At 72.1% G+C, this 4,594-nt stretch carries 5 protein-coding genes; 4 read left to right on the top strand and 1 reads right to left on the bottom strand.

Annotation, left to right across the window (positions count from 1 at the left end):
* Window positions 1–50 precede the first annotated feature (50 nt).
* Window positions 51–308: a mycoredoxin gene (locus ACFUK0_RS39540; protein ID WP_380258821.1), complete on the bottom strand. Its 258-nt coding sequence runs from the start codon at window positions 306–308 to the stop codon at window positions 51–53.
* Between the two features lie 237 nt (window positions 309–545).
* Between ACFUK0_RS39540 and ACFUK0_RS39535 the strand changes: the two genes are divergently transcribed.
* The 4 genes from ACFUK0_RS39535 to ACFUK0_RS39520 all read left to right on the top strand — a co-directional run bounded on the left by ACFUK0_RS39535 (window position 546) and on the right by ACFUK0_RS39520 (window position 4,517).
* Window positions 546–2,816 (top strand): ATP-dependent DNA helicase UvrD2, encoded by a 2,271-nt coding sequence (locus ACFUK0_RS39535; protein WP_380258819.1) that lies wholly within the window; start codon window positions 546–548, stop codon window positions 2,814–2,816.
* Between the two features lie 273 nt (window positions 2,817–3,089).
* The gene (locus ACFUK0_RS39530) at window positions 3,090–3,587 is read left to right on the top strand and encodes a hypothetical protein (RefSeq protein WP_380258817.1); all 498 of its coding nucleotides are present in this window, start codon (window positions 3,090–3,092) and stop codon (window positions 3,585–3,587) included.
* 217 nt (window positions 3,588–3,804) lie between these two features.
* Window positions 3,805–4,122, top strand: a complete 318-nt coding sequence (locus ACFUK0_RS39525; protein WP_380258823.1) for a WhiB family transcriptional regulator — start codon at window positions 3,805–3,807, stop codon at window positions 4,120–4,122.
* Window positions 4,119–4,517 (top strand): hypothetical protein, encoded by a 399-nt coding sequence (locus tag ACFUK0_RS39520; protein WP_380258815.1) that lies wholly within the window; start codon window positions 4,119–4,121, stop codon window positions 4,515–4,517. The genes ACFUK0_RS39525 and ACFUK0_RS39520 overlap by 4 nt, the downstream gene beginning before the upstream one ends.
* Window positions 4,518–4,594 lie beyond the last annotated feature (77 nt).

Genomic DNA, 4,594 nt, shown 5'->3' with positions numbered 1-4,594 from the left:
CCCCGGTCCGAAGACCGGGGCCCGCAGCCGTAGGGGTGTGCGCCGGGGCGTCAGCCCGCCAGCGCGGCCTGCACCTGGCGCAGGCTCGGGTTCGTCATCACGACGCGCTCCCCGCCGCCGGCCGGCGTCACCAGCACGGTCGGGACGACCTGGTTGCCGTTGTTGACCGACTCCACGAAGTCCGCCGAGGCCTGGTCGTCCTCGATGTTGATCTCGGTGTAGGCGATGCCCTCGCGCTGCAGCTGGCCCTTGAGCCGGGTGCAGTACCCGCACCAGGTCGTGCTGTACATCGTGACGCTGCCGGACATCGCTGGGGTCTCCTTCGGGAGGGGGCGTACGGTCGAAGGAGAGAACGCACGACGTGCCTCGGTCATTCCGCGTGCGCCCGGCGTGACCACGGGCCCGCACGCCCGCCTGCGCGGTGATCATCCTCCGATCACACCGGGCCTGTGGACAAGCCCGGGCACGCTGTCGGCTCCCCCTGCCAGGATGTCCGCACCGGCCGCCCCCGCGGCCCGACCACCGCCCCCCGCCGGGCTGAGAGGATGGACTGCATGCAGGAAGACCTCTTGAGCGGCAGCCCGTACGACGACCACCGACCGGAACCGGTCGGTGCCGACGCCGTACTGGCCGGGCTCGACCCCGAGCAACGGGCCGTCGCGACCGCCCTGCACGGGCCGGTCTGCGTGCTGGCCGGCGCCGGCACGGGCAAGACCCGCGCCATCACCCACCGGATCGCCTACGGCGTGCGCAGCGGTGTCTACCAGCCGCAGCAGGTGCTCGCCGTCACCTTCACCGCCCGGGCGGCCGGCGAGATGCGCGGGCGGCTGCGCGAGCTCGGCGCCGAGGGCGTCCAGGCCCGCACCTTCCACTCCGCCGCCCTGCGCCAGCTCCAGTACTTCTGGCCGCGCGCCGTCGGCGGCGAGGTGCCCCGGCTGCTGGAGCGCAAGGTGCAACTGGTCGCCGAGGCGGCCGGGCGCTGCGGCCTGCGCGTCCAGCGGACCGAGCTGCGCGACCTCACCGGCGAGATCGAGTGGGCCAAGGTCACCCAGATCGTCCCCGACGACTACGCAGCGGCCGTCGTCAAGGCCGGCCGGGAGGCCCCGCGCGACCCGGCCGAGATCGCCAGGGTCTACGCCACCTACGAGCAGACCAAGCGCGACCGCGCCGTGATCGACTTCGAGGACGTCCTCCTGCTGACCGCCGCGATCCTGGAGGAGCGCCCGGAGATCGCCGACCGGGTCCGCGCCCAGTACCGGCACTTCACGGTCGACGAGTACCAGGACGTCTCCCCGCTCCAGCAGCGCCTGCTCGACCAGTGGACGGGCCCCGGCGCCAGCCTCTGCGTGGTCGGCGACGCCAGCCAGACCATCTACTCCTTCACCGGCGCCACCCCCGACTACCTGCTGAACTTCCGCACCCGCCACCCCGAGGCGACGGTGGTCAAGCTCGTCCGTGACTACCGCTCCACGCCGCAGGTGGTGCACCTCGCCAACGGCCTGCTCGCCCAGGCCAGGGGCCAGGCCGCGCAGCACCGGCTGGAGCTGGTCTCGCAGCGCGAGGCCGGCCCGGAGCCGGTCTACGTCGAGTACGCCGACGAGCCGACCGAGGCCGAGAGCACCGCCCACCGGATCAGGGACCTGCTGGCACTGCCCGCCGAGCGCGGCGGCTGCCGGGCCAGCGAGATCGCCGTGCTGTTCCGTACGAACGGCATGTCCGAGGTCTACGAGCAGGCGCTCGCCGACCTCGGCATCTCCTATCAGCTGAAGGGCGCCGAGCGGTTCTTCGAGCGGCCCGAGGTCCGCGAGGCCGGGGTGCTGCTCAAGGGCGCGGCCCGGGCCGGTGCCGACCCGCTGACGGCCGACGCCCCCGACCTCTCCTCCCAGGTCCGCGCCGTCCTCGCCACCCGGGGCTTCACCGCCACCCCGCCCGGCGGTTCGGGCGCCGTGCGCGAGCGCTGGGAGTCGCTGGCCGCGCTCGTCCGCCTGGCCGAGGAGTTCGAGGCGGCCCGCCGGCAGGCCGGCGAGAGCGCCGACCTCTCCGCGTACGTCGCCGAGCTGGACGCCCGCGCCGCCGCCCAGCACGCCCCCGCCGTCGAGGGCGTCACGCTGGCCTCGCTGCACGCCGCCAAGGGCCTGGAGTGGGACGCCGTCTTCCTGGTCGGTCTCACCGAGGGCACCATGCCGATCATCTACGCCAAGACCGACGAGCAGGTCGAGGAGGAGCGCCGGCTGCTCTACGTCGGCGTCACCCGGGCCCGCCGCAACCTCTCGCTCTCCTGGTCGCTCTCCCGCTCGCCGGGCGGGCGGGCCAGCCGCAAGCCGACCCGCTTCCTGGACGGGCTGCGCCCGGGTTCGGGCGCGCCCGGCTCGCGCTCCGGAGCCCGTGGCGGGCGCGGAGGCGTGGAGTTCGGCGCCGAGCGCCCGGCGGCCCGCAAGGCGCGCGGCCCGGTCAAGTGCCGGGTCTGCGACCGCACCCTCACCGAGGCCGTCGAGCGCAAGCTGCGCCGCTGCGAGAGCTGCCCGTCCTCGATGGACGAGGCCCTGTTCGAGCGGCTGCGCGAGTGGCGGGCCGGCCAGGCGAAGAAGCAGGGCGCCCCGGCGTACGTCGTCTTCACCGACGCCACCCTGATGGCCATCGCGGAGGACGTGCCGGCCAGTGAGCGCGAACTCGCGGTGATCTCCGGTGTGGGCGCGATGAAGCTGGACAAGTACGGGGCCGCCGTGCTCTCGTTGTGTGCGGGCGAAGAGCCCGCGGCGGACCCGGACGAGGCAGCGCAGGACGCAGGGCAGGACGCGTCCGACGAGCCCGCCTGAGCCGCTCGCGGATGGCACTTCGAAACTCGCCGGAAAAATAGTTTGCGCGCCGTGCATGGAGCGCAATAGCCTGCCGGAGCGGTCAAGGGGACGAGATCGCGAGCTGCACGGGGTCACTCCTGCAACAGCTTCCCCCTGCGCACCACAGACCGACCGCAGCACCACCTGATCGAAACTGATCGAACTGTTCAAAGAGCATCACCGAGACAGACATCCGAACAGCCGGATCCCGGGAGACCGGGCGCCGCGAGACGCCGAGAGGAGGCGAAGACAGTGGAAACCACGACGATGATCACCAAATTGACTGGCCAGACCGTCAACAGCGCCTCCCTGTGCACCACCCTCACGGGTGTTCTCGCGCCGGTCGGCACGCTCGGCACCTCGATTCCCGCTTCGCTGCTGCGTCGCGAGGTCGTGTCCGCCGGCGGCGGTCTGGGTCTCGGCACCACCGGTGTCGCTGGCGTCCTGATTGTCAGTGCCCTTGGGAAGACTGGCGTCGGCACCGGAGGCACCCCTGTCGAGGCCGGTCTGTCCCGTGACTGGGCGACGGCCGACATGTCGCGCGATATGCGTGACGAGCGACCGACCAAGGCATCGAAGGCAGCAGTAGCGGCCGCCAAGCATGGCGACTATGCGCGGGTCATCGGTGCCGGAGCAGCCCAGAAGCAGAACGAGCAGCAGATCAACCAGGCCAAGGCCGCCTTTATCGGCGCCGAGGCCGTCCGGATCAGGGCCTTCCGCGGGCCTGAACCCTGGAGAGAACGAACCTGAGTCAGCATCAGGTCGGCACTCCAGGGCCGCGGAACCCGTCACACCGGGATCCGCGGCCCTTCTGTTTTGTCCGGTACGAAAGACCGACCCAGGCCCCCCGGGGCCTCCGGCCCAGCCCCACCAGCCAGCTGAGCCGGACCCACTGAAAAGACGAGGAAGACCACAAGTGTCCACGGTCATCACACCGCCCCTCCCGTCCGTACCGACGACAGACCAGATCACCAAGGCCGACCAGGCCGACCCACCGGAGGTATCCCTCATGCAGCTCACCGCGATCGACGACGCCGAGGCCCTGGGCCTTCCCATCCCGTGCCGCGCCTTCGACCCGGAGGTCTTCTTCGCCGAGACCCCGGCGGACGTCGAGTACGCGAAGTCGCTCTGTGGCACGTGTCCGGTGAAGGACGCCTGCCTCACCGGTGCGCTGGAGCGGCGTGAGCCGTGGGGCGTCTGGGGTGGCGAGCTCTTCGTCCAGGGCGTCGTCGTCGCCCGCAAGCGTCCCCGGGGCCGTCCGCGCAAGACCGAGGTCGTGGCGTGACCCCCGGGATCGGTGCCGAGGCCGTCCGCCGGGGAGAGCAGCCCCCGCTGGACAGTGCCCTGCGCCACTCCGTACGCCTCGCCGCCGCCAAGGCGGATGCAGCCCGCAGTATCCCCTTCCCGATCACGCCGCACGAGCAGGACCACCACATGACCGCCGCCGCCGTCGACCCCACCGTCCGCGCAGAGCAGACCACCGAACTTCAGATCCAGAACAGGACCCTCGAAATGCAACTTCTCCACGAATCCCTGGCCCGGGCCCATATGCAAGAGCGCTTGCAGGAGGCCGAGCACGAACGGCTCGGCGCCCGGCTCTACCGGGCCCACAAGCTCAAGCGGAAGGCCGAGCAGGCCTCCCTGCGGGCCCGCAAGGCCCTGGCAGTCGCACTGATGTAGTCGCAGGCCCGCCCGCCCCGGTGCGCACCGCCGGGGCGCCGCCCCTGTCACGGCGATGGCCGCTCCCCGAGCCGGGG

Origin of the sequence: Kitasatospora sp. NPDC057223, assembly GCF_042669755.1 — a bacterium.
GTDB lineage: Bacteria > Actinomycetota > Actinomycetes > Streptomycetales > Streptomycetaceae > Kitasatospora.
Note: the sequence above shows the minus strand (reverse complement) of the source record. Positions and strands in the feature narration are given on the sequence as shown.

Excerpts from the sequence above, each read along its gene's own strand:
- ACFUK0_RS39540 (WP_380258821.1), bottom strand. The coding sequence starts at position 308 with ATGTCCGGCAGCGTCACGATGTACAGCACGACCTGGTGCGGGTACTGC.
- ACFUK0_RS39535 (WP_380258819.1), top strand. The coding sequence starts at position 546 with ATGGACTGCATGCAGGAAGACCTCTTGAGCGGCAGCCCGTACGACGAC.